Origin of the sequence: Sorangium sp. So ce385 (genome assembly GCF_051474135.1) — a bacterium.
In the GTDB taxonomy this organism is placed as follows: domain Bacteria; phylum Myxococcota_A; class Polyangia; order Polyangiales; family Polyangiaceae; genus Sorangium; species Sorangium cellulosum_D.
Window position 1 is genome coordinate 9,224,222 of the sequence record NZ_CP150337.1, and the last position, 14,958, is coordinate 9,239,179.

The 14,958-nt window shown below is 71.5% G+C and carries 11 protein-coding genes; 8 read left to right on the forward strand and 3 right to left on the reverse strand.

What is annotated here, in order from left to right; all coding sequences use genetic code 11:
- Positions 1-13 precede the first annotated feature (13 nt).
- Complete coding sequence (locus tag WME83_RS33525) at positions 14-949, reverse strand: LysR family transcriptional regulator (RefSeq protein ID WP_437313781.1); 936 nt, start codon at positions 947-949, stop codon at positions 14-16.
- A 168-nt stretch (positions 950-1,117) separates the two neighbouring features.
- Here WME83_RS33525 and WME83_RS33530 point away from each other — a divergent pair, with 168 nt between their 5' ends.
- Positions 1,118-1,573 carry a DoxX family protein gene (locus WME83_RS33530; protein WP_437313782.1) on the forward strand — a complete coding sequence of 152 codons (456 nt, stop codon included), beginning with the start codon at positions 1,118-1,120 and terminating at the stop codon, positions 1,571-1,573.
- A 73-nt stretch (positions 1,574-1,646) separates the two neighbouring features.
- On the opposite strand, the gene WME83_RS33535 is transcribed toward WME83_RS33530, so the two are convergent.
- Positions 1,647-3,287, reverse strand: a complete 1,641-nt coding sequence (locus WME83_RS33535; RefSeq protein WP_437313783.1) for a hypothetical protein — start codon at positions 3,285-3,287, stop codon at positions 1,647-1,649.
- Positions 3,288-3,816: 529 nt separating this feature from the next.
- Here WME83_RS33535 and WME83_RS33540 point away from each other — a divergent pair.
- Entirely contained in the window at positions 3,817-9,225 is a 5,409-nt protein-coding gene (locus tag WME83_RS33540; protein ID WP_437313784.1) for a trifunctional serine/threonine-protein kinase/ATP-binding protein/sensor histidine kinase, read from the forward strand.
- A 14-nt stretch (positions 9,226-9,239) separates the two neighbouring features.
- Positions 9,240-9,737 (forward strand): response regulator, encoded by a 498-nt coding sequence (locus WME83_RS33545; RefSeq protein WP_437313785.1) that lies wholly within the window; start codon positions 9,240-9,242, stop codon positions 9,735-9,737.
- 42 nt (positions 9,738-9,779) lie between these two features.
- On the opposite strand, the gene WME83_RS33550 is transcribed toward WME83_RS33545, so the two are convergent.
- Positions 9,780-10,214, reverse strand: a complete 435-nt coding sequence (locus tag WME83_RS33550; RefSeq protein WP_437313786.1) for a hypothetical protein — start codon at positions 10,212-10,214, stop codon at positions 9,780-9,782.
- A gap of 42 nt (positions 10,215-10,256) precedes the next feature.
- On the opposite strand from WME83_RS33550, the gene WME83_RS33555 reads away from it, so the two are divergent.
- From WME83_RS33555 to WME83_RS33575, 5 genes are all read left to right on the forward strand, one after another.
- Positions 10,257-10,511 carry a hypothetical protein gene (locus WME83_RS33555; RefSeq protein WP_437313787.1) on the forward strand — a complete coding sequence of 85 codons (255 nt, stop codon included), beginning with the start codon at positions 10,257-10,259 and terminating at the stop codon, positions 10,509-10,511.
- A 109-nt stretch (positions 10,512-10,620) separates the two neighbouring features.
- Positions 10,621-11,088, forward strand: a complete 468-nt coding sequence (locus WME83_RS33560; RefSeq protein WP_437313788.1) for a hypothetical protein — start codon at positions 10,621-10,623, stop codon at positions 11,086-11,088.
- A gap of 232 nt (positions 11,089-11,320) precedes the next feature.
- Positions 11,321-12,436 (forward strand): GIY-YIG nuclease family protein, encoded by a 1,116-nt coding sequence (locus tag WME83_RS33565; RefSeq protein WP_437313789.1) that lies wholly within the window; start codon positions 11,321-11,323, stop codon positions 12,434-12,436.
- 118 nt (positions 12,437-12,554) lie between these two features.
- Positions 12,555-13,367 carry an acetolactate decarboxylase gene (locus tag WME83_RS33570; protein WP_437313790.1) on the forward strand — a complete coding sequence of 271 codons (813 nt, stop codon included), beginning with the start codon at positions 12,555-12,557 and terminating at the stop codon, positions 13,365-13,367.
- Between the two features lie 189 nt (positions 13,368-13,556).
- Positions 13,557-14,663, forward strand: a complete 1,107-nt coding sequence (locus tag WME83_RS33575; protein WP_437313791.1) for a P1 family peptidase — start codon at positions 13,557-13,559, stop codon at positions 14,661-14,663.
- Positions 14,664-14,958: the final 295 nt, after the last annotated feature.

Genomic DNA, 14,958 nt, shown 5'->3' on the forward strand with positions numbered 1-14,958 from the left:
AAAAGAACCCCGCTCACGCGAGCCGCTTCACCCAGGCGAGCGCGAAATCGCGGAACACGGCCACGTTCCGCGCCACGTGCCGCGCGCTCGGATAGACGAGGTACGCGGTCCCGGCGCGCTGCGACCACTCGGGCAGCACGTGGACGAGGCGCCCGCTCGCCAGGTCGGGCGCGGCGAGGACGCGCGGGAGCGGCCCGATGCCGCCGCCCGCGCGGAGCACCGAGCGGATGAGCTGGAAGTTGTCGGTGGCGATGCGCCCGGTCGACAGCGCGTCGCGCACCGAGCGCGCGTCGCCGACCGGCCACTGGCCGCGCCTGGAGCTCGGGAGGAACACCACCCGCTCGTGGTCCATCAGGTCGTCGATCGCGCGCGGCAGGCCGCGGCGCGCGAGGTACGAGGGCGCCGCGAAGAGCTGCACGTCGGAGTCGAACAGCTTGCGCGCGACCAGCGAGGAGTCCGGGAGCTCGCGCGTCGCGCGGATCGCGAGATCGAACCCCTCGCGGAGCAGGTCGACCTGGCGAGAGGAGAGGTCGACCTCCACGGAGAGCAGCGGATAGCGCGCGCAGAAATCGACGAGGAGGTCGCCCACGAACGACTCGCCCCCGTCGGGGGGCGCGCTGAGCCGGATCAGCCCCTGCGGCTGGCCCTGGTAGGCGTCGAGCGCCAGCGCCGCGTCGCGGAGCCCGGCGATGTGGGGCGCCACGTCGCCGAAGAAGCGGCGGCCCGCCTCGGTCAGCGCGACCGCGCGCGGCGACCTGTGGAGGAGCCGCACCTTGAGGCCCTCCTCCAGCCGCGTCACCGCGCGGCTCACCGTCGACTTCGGGACCCCGAGCTGCGCGGCCGCGGCCGTGAACGAGCCGAGCTCCGCCACCTTGGCGAACGCGGCGATCTCGTCGAGCTGGGGCGCCCTGTGCGATTGCGCGCGGGCGGCCGCGCGGGGGCTGGGCATCGAGGGACCTCACGAGGGTTTGGGCGTCGTCGCTCGCTCACGCCAGGTTGCGCAGGCGCAACGCTGCGTTGAGCCGTTGCACGATAGCACCGGTCTCGGCGAGCGCTCATAGAAAGGGGGCGGGCGCTCCGAGCGGGAGGGCCCGCCTCACCTCAGCGAGGCTTTGCCATGAACACCGTCAAGCGTTTCGCCCCCTCCGCCGCCCGCATCCTCCTTGGGCTCGTGTTCTTCGTCTTCGGGCTCAACGGCTTCTTGCAGTTCTTGCCGCAACCCCCGGCGCCGGAGGCCGCCGCCCGCTTCGGGGCCGCGCTGGCCGCGACCGGCTACATGTTCCCGTTGATCAAGGGGACCGAGGTCGTCGCGGGCGCCCTGTTGCTCTCGAACCGTTACGTCCCGCTGGCGCTGGCGCTCCTCGCGCCCATCGTGGTGAACATCGTCGCGTTCCACACCTTCCTGACGCCGCCGAACCCCGTCGCCTGGCTCGTCCTCGCCCTCGAGGTCTACCTCGCCTTCGCGTACCGCGCGGCGTTCCGCCCGATGCTCGCCGCGCGCGTCGACGCCGGCGCCACGGCGAGCGCCGGCGTCGAGCGCGGCAAGCTCCGGCCCGTCGAGAGCGCCGCCTGAGCCGCCGCCCCGCGCCGAGGCCCGCGCCGCGACGTCCGAGGGGGGCGCGCGGCGACGTCCGAGGGGGGGCGCGCTACTCGCAGGGCAGGACGCGCAGCACCCGGATCTTGGTGCTCGCGCTGCCGGGCGCCGCGAAGGCCACGCTCCCGTCGGGAAAGGCGACGAAATCCTGGTATCGATTGCCGAGCAGGTCGATCTCGATCGGCTCGCCCTCGGCCTCGCCGGTGGCGCGATCGCGCGTCTGCACGTACAGCGTGCGCTCCGGGTCGTTGCGCGCGATGTCGCCGGCGCGCGAGGTGGTCTCCCAGGCCGCGAGCATGCGGGAGCCGCCGTAGGCGGCCAGGTGCGGCGCCCGGTGGTTCAGGCCGGAAGCGCTGGCGATGACGAGGTCCTTGTCCGCGGCGCCGCCCGTGAAGTGGAGCAGCCGCACGTCCGCGAGCCCGTTCGAGCCCGCCGGCTGGCCCGGGCGGATGTTGCTCGCCGTGAGCCAGTAGCCGCCGCCGGACGCCGCGACGAGGTTCCCCAGGTTCGAGTAGGCGAGATCGACCGGATAGATGGTCTTGTAATCGGGCGCGAACGCGATGCGGTTGTTGTTGTCGGTCTTGCACACCGTCACGAACTTCCGGGCGCTCTCGTCCCAGAGGATGCGCTCGTAGCCGCTGTGGCTGCAGCCCCAGTCGAAGCCGCCGCTCTGGAGCTCACCGCTCGCGTCGACCACCTGCATGCGGTCGCCCTGATGGATGTTGATGCACCCCCCTTGCGAGACGCTGAGCGCGGCGCCGAAATAGCCGGCGTAGCGCGAGCCGTCGAAGGCGATGCGGCCGTGGTGCGCATACCACCAGATCATGAACACGTTGGGGCCGGTGGGGCCGATCGAGTACGGCGGCAGCGCGGCGCTCGAGCTGGTGAGCTTGGTCGCCCAGGTCTCGCGCGCGCCGTCGAAGCGGACCATGTACATGTCGTGACAGGGGATCGGCGGGGACGGCGGCGTGCCGCACAGGTTCTCCGGCGCGCCGCAATTCAAGGTCCCGCCGCCCTCGGCGTCGCGGGTGAGCAGCAGCACGCCGCCCTCGGCGTCGGCGTACAGGTCGGAGAAATCGTTCGCCGGCAAGCCGAACGAGGGGCCCACGGCCCGGTCGTCCGCGTCGAGCTCCGCGACGTGGACCCGGTCGTCGTCGCTCATCCACGCGAGGCGCGAGCCGCCGGCCCCGGACGGGATCGGCGAGATGACGAGCGGCATCAGCGCGGCCTCGTCCTCGTTGTTGATCACGCGGACTCCGACGTCGATCTCGGTGATGCGGATTCGGTCCCGCGTGACCGCGCACGCGCCCGGGCCCGGATCGCCGCCCGCGCCGCCGCCGCTCGCGCTCGACGCCCCGGCCCCACCACCGCTCGCGCTCGACGCTCCACCGCCGCTCGCGCTCGACGCTCCACCGCCGCTCGCGCTCGACGCTCCACCGCCGCTCGCGCTCGACGCTCCACCGCCGCTCGCGCTCGACGCTCCACCGCCGCTCGCGCTCGACGCTCCACCGCCGCCGCCGCCGCTCGCGCTCGACGCCCCGGCGCCGCCGCCGCTCGACGCTCCCGCCCCGGCGCCGCTCGCGTTCGACGCCCCGGTCCCGCCGCTCGCCGCCGACCCCGACTCTCCCGTGCAGCCCGCGGTCAGGGTGGCGAACAGCAGCGACCAGGCGACTCCCACGCATCGCGTCGACATGGCATCAAGCTACTTGCCGGATGCTTTGCGGCGCAAGCATTCCATAGGGAGCGTAAATGTTCCGGCGACTCCCTGCTTCGCCACCGCGTCAGAGAGACCTACGAGAACCCCTCCGGAGCGCCGCGACACAAGGGCAGTCGCAGCTCCCCGCCGGACGCGGTCGCCAGACGCGCCGGGCGCGCAGGTTCACCTACGTCGTGCCCCTCCCTCCGCGCAGCGTGGAAGTTTCGAGCAGCGCGCGCCCGCCCTGGCGAACCGTCAGCCGATGTGGGCGGGCCCTCAGCCGCGCGCGGCCCATCGCCCTCGGGCCGCGAGGCGCCTGTCCGGAGACGTCGTTGGCCTGGATACCGCCGCAGCACCTGGGACCAGAACAGACATCCACGACAGACATCCACGCACACCCCACAGCGAGATTCGTCCGGCCGCAAAGTGTCGTCGTGGTATCATCCCGGACACAACCACTGCCGGTCACGCTGCGCCGTGGGCCGTCCGTGCTTCGAGAACACGTCCACGTCCGTCGAGGGGAGCGATGCTGACGATCTCGGGTTATCAAGCGATCGCCAAGATCTACGAGAGCGGAAACTCGGTCGTTTACCGGGGCCGGCGCGCCGGCGACGGGCGCACGGTCGTCCTCAAGCTGCTGCGCTCAGACTACCCCAGCCAGACGGAGCTCACGCGTTACAGGCATGAATACGCGGTGCTCCGCAACCTGGAAGCGCCGGGCGTCGTCCGGGCGCTCGACCTCTGCCGGCACGAGAAGGGGCTCCTCCTCGTGCTCGAGGATTTCGGCGGCCACGCGCTGGCGCACCACCTGCAAAGCGGCAGGTTCGACACCGCGGCATTCCTCCCGCTCGCCATCGCGATCACGCGCGCGCTCCGCGATGTCCACGAGAGCAGAATTATACACAAGGATATCAATCCGTCCAATCTCGTTTTCAACCGCGAGACCGGAACGGTCAAGATCATCGACTTCGGCATCTCGACGCGGCTCTCGCGGGAAGAGCTGTCGATCAAGAGCCCCGCGGTGATCGAGGGGACCCTCGCCTACATCTCCCCCGAGCAGACCGGCCGCATGAACCGGTCGCTCGACCATCGCACCGATCTCTACGCGCTCGGCGCCACCTTCTACGAGCTCCTCACGGGCGCGCCGCCCTTCGACGCGAAGGACGCCATGGAGCTCGTGCACTGCCACATCGCGCGCGACCCCGCCCCGCCGCGCGCGCGGTGTTCGAGCGTGCCGGAGGCCCTGTCCGACATCGTGATGAAGCTCATGGCGAAGACGGCCGAGGACCGTTACCAGAGCGCGGCGGGCCTCCTCCACGACCTGGAAGCGTGCCAGAGCCGCCTCGACGCCGCGGGCGAGATCGCGCCGTTCCCGCTGGGCCGCGCCGACGCCTCCGGCGACCTCCGCATCCCGCAGCAGCTCTACGGGCGGGCCAGCGAGGTGAAGGCGCTGCTCGAGGCGTTCGGCCGCGTCGCGCGGGGCGGCACCGAGCTGATGCTCATCGCCGGGTACTCGGGGGTCGGCAAGTCCGCGCTGGCGCACGAGCTGTACAAGCCGATCACCGAGGTGCGCGGGTACTTCGTCGCCGGCAAGTACGACCAGCTCAAGCGGAGCACCCCGTATACCGCGATCACCAGCGCGTTCCGCGACCTCGTGCGGCAGATCGTCGCCGAGCCGGAGGCGCAGTTCGCGGAGTGGCGCGCGAAAATCAAGGCCGCGCTCGGGGTGAACGGGCAGGTCCTCGTCGACGTCATCCCGGAGATCGAGCTCATCGTGGGCCAGCAGCCGCCCGTCCAGGCGCTCGGGCCCGCCGAGTCCCAGAACCGCTTCGTCCGCGTCCTCCAGAACTTCGTCCGCGTGTTCTGCGACGCCGAGCGCCCGCTCGCCGTCTTCCTCGACGACCTCCAGTGGGCCGACGCGGCGTCGCTCCGGGTCATCGAGCTCCTGATGACCGACGCCGGGCTGCGCGGCCTGCTCGTGATCGGCGCCTACCGGGACAACGAGGTCGGCGCCGCTCACCCGCTCTCGGCCGCGCTCGCGTCCCTGCGGCGCGAAGGGGCGATCGTGCGCGAGATCGCCCCGGGGCCGCTCAGCACCGAGATGGTCTGCCGGATGCTCGCGGACGCGCTGCGCGCCGACCCCGCGGCGGTCATGCCGCTCGCCGCGCTGGTCGCCCGCAAGACCGGCGGCAACCCGTTCTTCGTCAACGAGTTCCTCCGCACGCTGCACCAGACCGGGTGCCTCCGGTACGACGCCGGCCGCGCGGCGTGGACGTGGGACGTCGAGCACATCGAGTCGAGGAACATCACCGACAACGTCGTCGAGCTGATGATCGACAAGCTCCGCGGGCTCCCCGCGGACACGCAGCGCGCGCTCATGTCCGCGTCGTGCCTCGGCAACCGCTTCGACCTGGGCAGGCTCGCGGTCATCCTCGAGGCGACGCGCGGCGACGCCCACCGGCGCCTCCTGCCCGCGCTGCACGAGGGCCTCATCGTCCCGCTGTCCCCGATGGAGCCCGCGGTCCCCGACGATCTCGCCGCGCCGCTCGTCTTCCCGGACTACAGGTTCCTCCACGATCGCGTCCAGCAGGCGGCCTACGCCATGGTCGACGAGGGCGAGCGCGGCGGCCTGCACGCCGACATCGGCCGGCTCCTCCTGCGGAGCCTCGGCGGGCGCGCCCCCGAGGAGGAGGTCTTCGACCTCGTCCACCACCTGAACCGCGGCGCCGACCGCCTGAGCGACGCCGCCGAGCGCCGGCGCCTCGCCGAGCTGAACCTCCTCGCGGGCCGGCGCGCGCTGCTCTCCGCCGCCTTCGACGCCGCGCGCGGCTACTTCTCCGAGGGCCTCGCGCTGCTGCCCGCGGGCGCCTGGCGACGCGACCACGCGCTGACGAGCGCGCTCCACATCGGCGCCGCCGAGGCCGCGTGCATGAACGCCGACTTCGGCGCCATGAAGGAGCTCGTGGACGCGGCGCTCAGCGAGATCCACGACGTCATCGACAGGAGCAAGCTCTACCAGCTGCTCATCCTCTATCACCACACCCAGGCCGAGTTCCGGCAGGCCGTGGACACCGCCGTGGAGGCGCTCGCGCAGCTCGGCGAGACGTTCCCCGCGAGCCCGGGCATGCAGGACTTCCTCGACGCCTACACGAAGACGACGAAGCAGGTCGCCGAGCTGGGCTTCGAGCGCCTCGGCCGGCTCCCGCCGATGACGGCGGCCCCGAAGCAGGCGGCGCTCGTGATCCTCCGGCGCGCGATCCACGCGTCGTACTTCGCCGCGCCGGAGATGCTCGGGCTCTTCATCTGCCGCGCGCTCGACCTGACGATGGATCACGGCGAGTCGCCGCTCGCGCCGTATGCGTTCGCGGCGTTCAGCGTCCTCGTCAACGCCGGCGTGGGCGACATCGCGACGGGGTCCCGGTTCGGCGAGCTGGCGATCGAGGCGCACCGGCGCCGGGACGAGCCGCTCTACAAGGCGAGCGTCTACAACTTCTATTACGGGCTCTCGCGGCACTTCTACCGCCCCGCGCGCGAGAGCCAGGCGCCGCTCATCGAGGGATACCTGAGCTACGCCGAGAACGGCGACGCGGAGAGCGCCGCGTACTGCCTCATCAACGCCTTCGTCTGCGGCGCCGTCTCCGGGCAGAACCTCCTCGAGCTCGAGTCGGCGTTCGAGCGGTACATCGAGGAGGTCTTCAAGTTCAAGCAAGAGCAGGTCATCAACCAGCTCAGCGTGTGGCGCCAGGTGATCCGGAACCTCACCGGCAGGTCCGAGCACGCGGCCAAGATCAAGGGAGAGTTCTTCGACGCCGAGCAGGTGCTCCCCGGCCTGTACGCGACGAAGAACTTCAACACCGTCAATTACATCCACACGGCGCAAGCGATGCTCTATTTCGTCTTCGGCGACTACGAGCTCGCGTACAAGCACGCCGCCGAGACCGAGCCGACCCTCGGCGCGAGCACGGGCAAGGTGTTCACGCCGCTGCACAACTTCTATTACTCCCTCGCGATGACCGCGCTCTACCCGGCGGCCTCGCCGGAAGACAAGGAGCGCTACCGCGCCAAGGTGTCGGAGAACCAGGCGAAGCTCAAGGCCCTGTCCGAGACGTGCGCCAGCAACTTCCTGCACAGGGTCTTGCTCGTGGAGGCCGAGCTCGCGCGGATCGACGGCCGCGTGGCCGAGGCGCTGGACCTGTACGACCGCGCCATCGCGTCCGCGTCGGAGCACGATTACGTGAACGAGGCCGCGGTGGCCTGCGAGCTCGCGGGCCGGTTCTGGCTCGCGCAGGGCAAGGAGAAGCTCGCGCGCGTGTACCTCGCGGACGCTTGCTATCACTACAACCTCTGGGGCGCCGTCCGCAAGACGCAGGAGCTCCAGGAGCGGTATCCGCAGCTCGCCCCGCGCGAGCCGCTCTCGCAGCGATCGACGGAGGTCGCGCCCTCGCGGACGTTCGTCACGACGACCTCGCTCGGCGCGTCCCGCCTCGATCTGCGGACGGTGCTGAAGGCCGCGCAGGCGATCTCCGGGGAGATCGTGCTCGACCGGCTGCTCACCAAGCTCATGGCGGTCGCCATGGAGAACGCCGGCGCCCAGCGCGGCTGCCTCGTGCTCCGGGAGAGCGACGGCCTGCGGGTCGAGGCCGAGGTCGACTGGACCGACGGCCGCGAGGACGCGCACTTCCCGGGGCTGCCGCTCACCCAGGCCGCGGCCGACGATCGCCCGCTCGTCTCGGCCGGGATCGTGCAGTACGTCGCGCGGACCGGCCAGAGCGTCGTCCTCGCCGACGCCTCCGCGGACCGGCAGTTCCAGCGCGACGATTACGTCGCGCAGCGCCGCCCGAGATCGGTGCTCTGCACGCCGATCGTTCACCATAACGATCTGTACGGGGCGATCTACCTGGAGAACAATACGGCGACCGGCACGTTCACCCAGGACAGGCTGGAGCTCCTCACGATGCTGTCCTCGCAGATGGCGATATCCATCGAGAACGCGAAGCTCTACACGGGCGTGGAGCAGAAGGTCCGCGAGCGCACGGCGGAGCTCGAGGAGGCCCACGCGACGATCGTCCGGCTGGAGCGGGAGGCGGTCGAGAACCAGATGGCGGGCGGCTTCGCGCACGAGATGCGCAACGCCCTCTCGGGGGCGGCGATGGTGCTCGGGACCGTGAGCCAGGGCGGCGAGACGGTGTGCGCGAAGAACGCGGCCCGGCTCGGCGAGCTCTTCGACCTGCTCAAAGACGACATCCCCGACGGGAAGCTCGGCTCGGTCCTGGCGCGCCTGGGCGACATCGAGGAGGCCGAGGAGACGCTGGACAGCGTGCTCTGCATGGTGGGCGACTGCACGGCGCGCGCGCTGAGCGTCACGAACAGCATCCTGGAGTACTCGAAGCTCGGCGTCGCGCTCGCCGGCAACGAGGTCGTGAGCCTCCGCCGCATCGTCGAGTCGGTCGCGGCGCGGCACCGCGACGAGTTCGCGCGCCAGGGCGTGTCGGTCGAGCTCGATCTGCGGGGCGGCTCGGCGGTCGTGGGGCACGAGTCGCACTTCGACTCCATCGTGAACAACATCGTCTTGAACGCGCGCGACGCGCTGCTCCTGGTCGGCGACGGCCGCGGGCGGCGGGTGCGGATCGAGACGGCCGAGGAGGGGGATTTCCAGGTCCTCACCGTCAGCGACAACGCCGACGGCATCTCCCCCGACAACCTCGCGAAGATCTTCCAGCCGTTCTTCTCGACGAAGCCGACGACCGGCGTGGGCCTGGGGCTCAGCTTCGTCTCTCGCATCGTCGCGATGTATGGCGGGACCATCGATGTCGACAGCGACGCGGGGCGCGGCACGACGTTCGTCGTCCGGCTCCCGCGCGCGGTGCCGCGCGGGCAGCCGCAGCCGGCCGTCACCACCGCTGGCCGAATCGAGCTCAACCTCGCCGGGAACTGAAAGGGGGCGCCAAGATGACAACGGCGAAATTCACCAGGCGCTTTCGCGGAGCCTCGGACGTCACGCCGGAGGACCCGCCGAAGGAGCGGCCGATCGTGGTCGTCATCGACGACGACCCGAGGATGCGGTCCGCGCTCGCGTTCACGCTGCGGCACGACTACGACGTGCGCCTGTACGCGAACGCTCAGGAGGGCATCGCCGGCGTGACGGAGATGACCAGCCTGGTCATCCTGGACATCCGCATGCCGGGGATCGACGGGCTCACCGCCTACCTGAAGATCAAGGCGCTGTACCCGAAGGTGCCCATCATCTTCTACACCGCGTTCCAGGACATCCTCGAGAAGCAAGACCTGCTCTCGACCCACAAGGCGTTCGGCTATTTCGACAAGAACGGCGACGTGTCGGGGCTCAAGGCGGCGGTCGAGAAGGCCGTCCAGCATCACAGCGTGGTCTCCAGCATGGCGAGCGCGCAGAAGCTGGTGCGCGGGCTCATGCCCCCGGACGACCACTGACCGGGGCGGCGCGTCCCCGCGGCCGCTCGGCCCGCCGCCAGGTCACACCGCCGAGAGCTCGGCGCTCCATGCACAGCCGTCCGATGGCCCGCTCACGGCGTAGCTCAGGCGGCCGGCCTTCACGACGATCGGCTCGCTCTCGTCCCACCCGTGGTAGCTCTTCACCGCCGCGACCGCGATCGCGATCGATGGCGCGGCTGGCCCAGGGAACACCTTGGCCCATCCGGTCCGGCTGATCACGAGAAACGACAGCGACGCGCTCCCGGCGAAGTCAGCGAGCAAGGGAGTCAAGGAGACGAGGCGCCGCTCGCTGAAATACGGATCGGTCGCCTGGAGGATGAGGTGCTCGGCGGCCCTCCCGTCCGGCATGGAGCAGACGAGCGTACGAAAGAACGGCATCGTGCGTTCGAGGCCTGGCACCTCGACGAGGCTCTCACGGTAGTGCTCCAGCGGCTGACCTCTCAGGGAGACCTCCATCTCTCCGCGGAGCTTCGGTGGGAAGAGGAGCCCGTCGCCCCGATGCTCGACACACGCCTTGAAGGTCATACCCGCCTCCCGCATGCTCGGCCGCCCGGCGCTCGCTGGCAACCTGGAGAAGGCGCCGCCTTCCTGCTCGCCGATGCCCAAGGCACCGAGCTGCACCTGGCCGCGGGGCAGGGCTCGGCGATCGACGGCGGCGCGGCCGCGTCTGCTGGAGAGATCGCCGGCGCGATCGGCGGCGAGCCCCGGCGCGGCGCGCACGATCTCGGCGCCGACGAACGCGCTGCGCCGTGAGGGGCGACAAGACCGTCGCGGAGGAGCTGACGGGTGTGCCACTGCGCGGGTTTCCGGCAGCGATCCCCGGAACGCCGGTGGCACAGCCGCTCAGGCATGAGCCTTGCACTTGCGGCTCGACATGACGGCAATCTACAAATTCATGATTCCTCTTTCTCTCATGGCCCTTCTCTCGGGGTGTGGCGACGGCGACGCGGAGCGCATCGAGCGGCAACGTGAGACGTGGAACGAAAAGCACGTCGCGAGCTACGTCGTCGAGATGTGCGCGACGGGCTTCTCCGCCGGTTGCCGGCGCGTGGCCGTCGAGGATGGCCAGGTCGTCGCAGCGCGCGAGAAATTCCCCAACGACAACTCGCCTTGGAGCGACATCGACGATCTGACGATCGTGGACGAGCCCATCGCGTGGATGTTCGATGTGGCCCAGTCCACCTCAGAGGACTGCGAGCTCTCGGAGCTCTCGTTCGATGCGGAATTCGGGTTCATCCGTGAATATTACGTGTCCTGCGGCGAAGAAGGATCCGGTGAGCGCGTGACGTGCTTCGCTCCTGATACCGTCGACCTCGCCGCGTGCGAGTAGGCGTCGGTCGCCCTGAGCTCGTCCCGTCATGCCCGCGGTCTCGCGCCGCGCCGTCCGGGTGGGGCTAAGGAAGGGTGTCCACGAGGGCGGCCGAGGACGCCCGGAAGCCGCCGGCGCCGAGCGGCCGGCGTTCGGGCTGCGCTGCCGCGGCGGGCTGGCGGCCTCGACGCTAGAGCGGGTTCTCGGCGGCGCGGCTTGCGCGCCCGCCGCGGGTTCGCAAGAACATCGGACGATGTCGCGCGCGGCGCTGCTCCCCGCCCGGAAGGGCCCAGGCGATGAAGAGCGGCTCGCGCGGCTCCGCAGCCTCGTGCGGACGGGCGCCGAGAACCGGCCCGGCGTCTACCAGATGGCCGCCGAGGACGGCACCGTCCTCTACGTCGGCAAATCGAAGCGGGTGCGCACGAGGCTGCTCGGTTATTTCCGCTGCGAGCCCGAGGAGAAGGGCGCCCGCATCCTCCGCGAGACGAGCCACGTCGCGTGGGAGTACTGCCCGAGCGAGTTCGCCGCGCTCCTCGCCGAGCTCCGGCTCATCCGGCGGCTGTGGCCGCGCTTCAACGTGGCCATGAAGCGCGACCTCAAGCGCTACGCCTTCATCAAGGTCACGCGCGGGCCGGCGCCGAAGCTCCATGTCGTGCGCGGGCCGGCGCGCGATCCGGGCGCGCTCTATTACGGGCCGTTCACGGGCGCGGGCCGCGTCCGCGAGGCCGTGCGCGCGCTCTCCAACGCGCTCGGGATGCGCGACTGCGCCGAGGACGTGCCGGTGCTCTTCAACGATCAGCAGACGCTCTTCTCGCTCGAGCGCCGCACGCCGGGCTGCATCCGCTACGAGATCAAGCGCTGCCTCGGCCCCTGCGTCGCGGGCTGCTCGTCGCGGGAGTACGGCGATCGCGTGGCGCTCGCCCGCGCCTTCCTCGAGGGCCGGAGCGACGGCCCGATCGGCCGCTTCCGCGACGAGATGGAGGCCTGCCGCGAGCGCGCCGAGTTCGAGCGCGCCGCGGCGCTGCGCGACCGGATCCAGCGCCTCACGGCCCTGCGCGGCGAGCTGGGGCGGCTCCGCTTCGCCATCGAATCGCTCTCGTTCCTCTACACCGTCCCCGGCCACGAGGGCGACGATCGGGTCTATCTCGTCCGGCGCGGCAGCGTGCGCGCCGAGGCCGCGGCGCCGCGCTCGGACGACGACCGCCGCGCGCTCGCGCGGCTCACGGCCGACGTCTACGGCCCCGCGGAGCCCGCCGCCGCGCCGGTGCCGCTCAGCGAGATCGACGAGGTGCTGCTGCTGTCGTCGTGGTTCCAGCGCTACCCGGACGAGCTCGCGCGGACGCAGCCGGTCCCGGGGCTCACGGGGTAGCCTCGGCCGCGCGCCGGCGGCGGCTGCGCGGAGCAACCTTCCGGCGCCGAAGAGGGTTGCGGGCGCAACGATGTATCCCGAGACTGCGCGCTCTCGCGCGTGACCGAGGAGCAGCCCCATGCGAGCGATGCGAGCGAAGGTCTCCAGCGTTCTTCTCGGCGCCCTCCTGGCGTCCGCCGCCCTCGCCTGCACGCGCTCGAGCGAGCCCGCTCAGGGCGCGCCCGCGGCCGAGCCCGCTCAGGGCGCGCCCGCGGCCGAGCCCGCTCAGGGCGCGCCGGCGGGGGTGCAGGTCCGCTCGTTCGGCGCGCTCCGCGCGATCATGCACGAGGGGCAGACCGGGCCCGCCGTGCGCGTCGGCGACGTCGTGCCGGGCCCGCACGCGTTCGGCGTCGGGGCGCTCAGCGAGCTGCGCGGGGAGGTGACCGTCGTCGACGACGCGATCTGGACGTCGTACGCGCGCGACGACGGCACGCTCGACGTGCGCCCCAGCGGGGCGGAGGAGCAGGCGACGCTCTTCGTGATGGCGAACGTCGCGCGGTGGCAAGAGGCGACGCTCGACGCCGACGTGCCCGACGGGCAGATCGACGCGCGCATCGAGGCCCTGCTGCGGGAGCGCGGCCTCGACGCGGAGGTCGCCGTCCCGGTCCAGGTGCGCGGGGGCCTCCGCGATCTCGGCTGGCATGTCATCGACGGGAGAAAGCTCGCCCCCGGCGGCGGCCACGCCGACCACGTGCGGGCGTCGGTCAGCGGGACGCTGCCCGACGCCGAGGGAACGCTGGTGGGGTTCTTCTCGAAGCGCCACCACGGCGTCTTCACGCACATGGGGTCGAACACGCACTTCCACGTCGTCTTGCCGGAGCGATCGCTGATGGGCCACGTGGATCGCGTGACGCTCGCCCGCGGCGCGCGCGTCCTCGTGCCGGCGCCTTGACGCTGGACCTCCCGCGCCGCTGCGCACCTGGCACGGAGGTTGAACCACCTCTCCCCATGAGCGCCAGACACCGCTGCTCGCCGCCACCCGTCACCCGGGCGCACGTCGCGGCTCACCACATCTCCCCGCCAGGGCGCGAGCGCCTGCTGTCCGGACGAGGCAGGCCGCGCGCCCTTCGCGCCCCGCTCGATGAATCCGGCAGGGGGCGCCGTGCGCGCCCGTGATCTCGGCGTCGCGCCCGGGATCTTCGACCCGGGCCCGCTGAACGCGATCACCGACGTGCGCGGCGTGCGCGTCGGCCACGCCACCGTGGTCGAAGGCGACGCGATCCGCACCGGCGTCACCGCCGTCCTCCCGCACGGAGAGAATCTCTATCTCGACCGCGTCCCCGCGGCGATCCACGTGGGCAACGGGTTCGGCAAGCTCGTCGGCGCGACGCAGGTCCGCGAGCTGGGCGAGCTCGAGACTCCCCTCCTCCTCACGAGCACGCTCTCCGTGTTCCGGGCGGCAGACGCCCTCGTCGAATGGATGCTGGAGCAGCCGGGGATGGAGGAGGTGCGCTCGCTCAACCCGGTCGTCGGCGAGACCAACGACGGCGTGCTCAACGCAATCCGGCGCCGGCCGATCACCGCCGCGCACGTGCGCGCGGCGCTCGCCTCGGCGCGCGAGGGGCCCGTGGCGGAGGGGTGCGTGGGCGCGGGCACGGGGACGGTCGCGTTCGGCTGGAAGGGCGGGATCGGCACCGCCTCGCGGGCGCTGCCGGCGTCGCTCGGCGGCGCGTCCGTCGGCGTGCTCGTCCAGTCGAACTTCGGCGGCGTGCTGCAGGTGATGGGCGCGCCCGTCGGCGAGGAGCTCGGCCGGCACGCCTTCCGCGCGGAGCTCGATCCGGACCCGGGCGGCGGGTCCATCCTCATCGTGGTCGCGACCGACGCGCCGCTGTCGGATCGCAACCTCGGTCGCCTCGCGGCCCGCGCGCTCTTCGGCCTGGCGCGCACGGGCTCCTCCGCCGCCAACGGCTCCGGGGACTACGCGGTCGCCTTCTCGACGAGCGCCTCGGTCCGGCGCCCCTCCGGCGCGAGGCGGCTCGTGACGACGGAGCTCGCCAACGAGGAGACCTCCGCGCCGTTCCAGGCCGTGATCGAGGCGACCGAAGAGGCCATCTACAACTCGCTCTTCACGGCCGAGACCACCGCGGGAAACGGCCGTACGGTGGAGGCCATTCCGCTGGATCGCGTCCGTGAGGTGCTGTCCAGGTACGGAATCCCGCGGCGAGACGGCCGCTCTCCGCAGTCCTGATGGGGAGGGCGCCGCAGGCGAGCCGGCGCGGCGCCATCGGTCCGTATGCCTGAGAGATCACATGACCTGGCGCAGGCGGCCCAGATACCCCATGTCACGATGGCGAGTGGTCTGATCCCAACAATGCAGTGGTTGGTCCAAGCGTCGATGTCCGTGGTGCACCTCGTGATGGCTTCCCATGGCGCACCGCGCCGCCGGGGCCGATTCCGGCCATGTCCTCGCGATCGCGTTCGACCGCACACGGGTCCTCTCCCGCAGCATCGTTACGAACGGGACGGACCGCGGGGCCTGACGG

Bases quoted from the DNA above. Each gene is read 5' to 3' on its own strand.
- WME83_RS33535 (WP_437313783.1), bottom strand. From the start codon at position 3,287: ATGTCGACGCGATGCGTGGGAGTCGCCTGGTCGCTGCTGTTCGCCACC.
- WME83_RS33545 (WP_437313785.1), top strand. From the start codon at position 9,240: ATGACAACGGCGAAATTCACCAGGCGCTTTCGCGGAGCCTCGGACGTC.
- WME83_RS33555 (WP_437313787.1), top strand. From the start codon at position 10,257: ATGCTCGACACACGCCTTGAAGGTCATACCCGCCTCCCGCATGCTCGG.
- WME83_RS33530 (WP_437313782.1), top strand. From the start codon at position 1,118: ATGAACACCGTCAAGCGTTTCGCCCCCTCCGCCGCCCGCATCCTCCTT.
- WME83_RS33570 (WP_437313790.1), top strand. From the start codon at position 12,555: ATGCGAGCGATGCGAGCGAAGGTCTCCAGCGTTCTTCTCGGCGCCCTC.
- WME83_RS33565 (WP_437313789.1), top strand. From the start codon at position 11,321: ATGTCGCGCGCGGCGCTGCTCCCCGCCCGGAAGGGCCCAGGCGATGAA.
- WME83_RS33550 (WP_437313786.1), bottom strand. From the start codon at position 10,214: ATGGAGGTCTCCCTGAGAGGTCAGCCGCTGGAGCACTACCGTGAGAGC.
- WME83_RS33575 (WP_437313791.1), top strand. From the start codon at position 13,557: ATGAATCCGGCAGGGGGCGCCGTGCGCGCCCGTGATCTCGGCGTCGCG.
- WME83_RS33525 (WP_437313781.1), bottom strand. From the start codon at position 949: ATGCCCAGCCCCCGCGCGGCCGCCCGCGCGCAATCGCACAGGGCGCCC.
- WME83_RS33540 (WP_437313784.1), top strand. From the start codon at position 3,817: ATGCTGACGATCTCGGGTTATCAAGCGATCGCCAAGATCTACGAGAGC.